Source organism: Nonomuraea sp. 3-1Str (assembly GCF_031570565.1).
Lineage (GTDB): Bacteria > Actinomycetota > Actinomycetes > Streptosporangiales > Streptosporangiaceae > Nonomuraea.
On record NZ_JALHBK010000069.1, the window covers coordinates 1 to 981 of the forward strand.

At 67.0% G+C, this 981-nt stretch carries 1 pseudogene; it reads left to right on the forward strand.

Annotated features, from left to right (window positions below):
- Positions 1 to 94 precede the first annotated feature (94 nt).
- Positions 95 to 960: pseudogene (locus tag MTP10_RS41820) on the forward strand (IS5 family transposase).
- The last annotated feature ends 21 nt before the right edge of the window (positions 961 to 981 follow it).

Genomic DNA, 981 nt, shown 5'->3' on the forward strand with positions numbered 1-981 from the left:
CCTAGGCAGTGTTTTGTGGATCAGGAGGCGTGTTCAGCCGCCGGATTCGCCGATTCGGGCAGCGTGGTGAGCTCGGGTGTGGCTCGATGGGTACATGGTTCGTCGCCATGAGTTAACGGACGCTGCATGGGAACGTATCGTGCCGCTGCTACCGGCCAATCCGGGGCGGGGTGGCCGCTGGCGGGACCACCGCCAGGTCCTCAACGGCATCGTGTGGAAGATCCGCACCGGTGCCGACTGGCGGGACATCCCTGAACGGTATGGCCCCTGGCAGACGATCTATCAGCGGTTCCGTCGCTGGTCTGCGGACGGGACGTGGCAGCGGCTGCTGGAGCATGTCCAGGCTCATGACGATGCGGCAGGCGCGGTGGACTGGTCGGCGGTGTGCGTCGACTCGACCATCGTGCGGGCCCATCAGCACGCCGCGGGCGCTCGCAAAGGGGGAACCGGGCAGGGACGAATCACCACGTTGGGGATCAAGGCGGTCAGGCGCTCGGGCGCTCGCGCGGGGGACTGACCACCAAGCTGCACCTGGCCACCGACGGGCGCGGTCTGCCGCTGGCCTTCGTCGTCACCGGCGGCAACATCAACGACTGCACCCAATTCACCCAAGTGATGGCGGCCCTTCGCATCCCTCGGCTCGGTCGGGGCCGGCCCCGCACCCGACCGGAGCATGTCATCGCCGACAAGGGCTACAGTTCCCGGGCCATCCGCACCTATCTGCGTCGGCGGGGCATCGGCGCGACCATCCCTGAACGCGCCGACCAGCTGGCCGGGCGAGCTCATCGAGGGCACCGGCGCTGCGCGTTCGACCCGGCCCGCTACAAGCGTCGCAACGTCGTCGAACGCTGCTTCAACCGGCTCAAACAGTTCAGAGGCATCGCCACCCGCTACGACAAGCTCGCCGTTCACTACCAGGCAGGTGTCACCATCGCCTGCCTGCTGCTATGGCTCTTATGAGATCCACAAAACAGGCCCTAG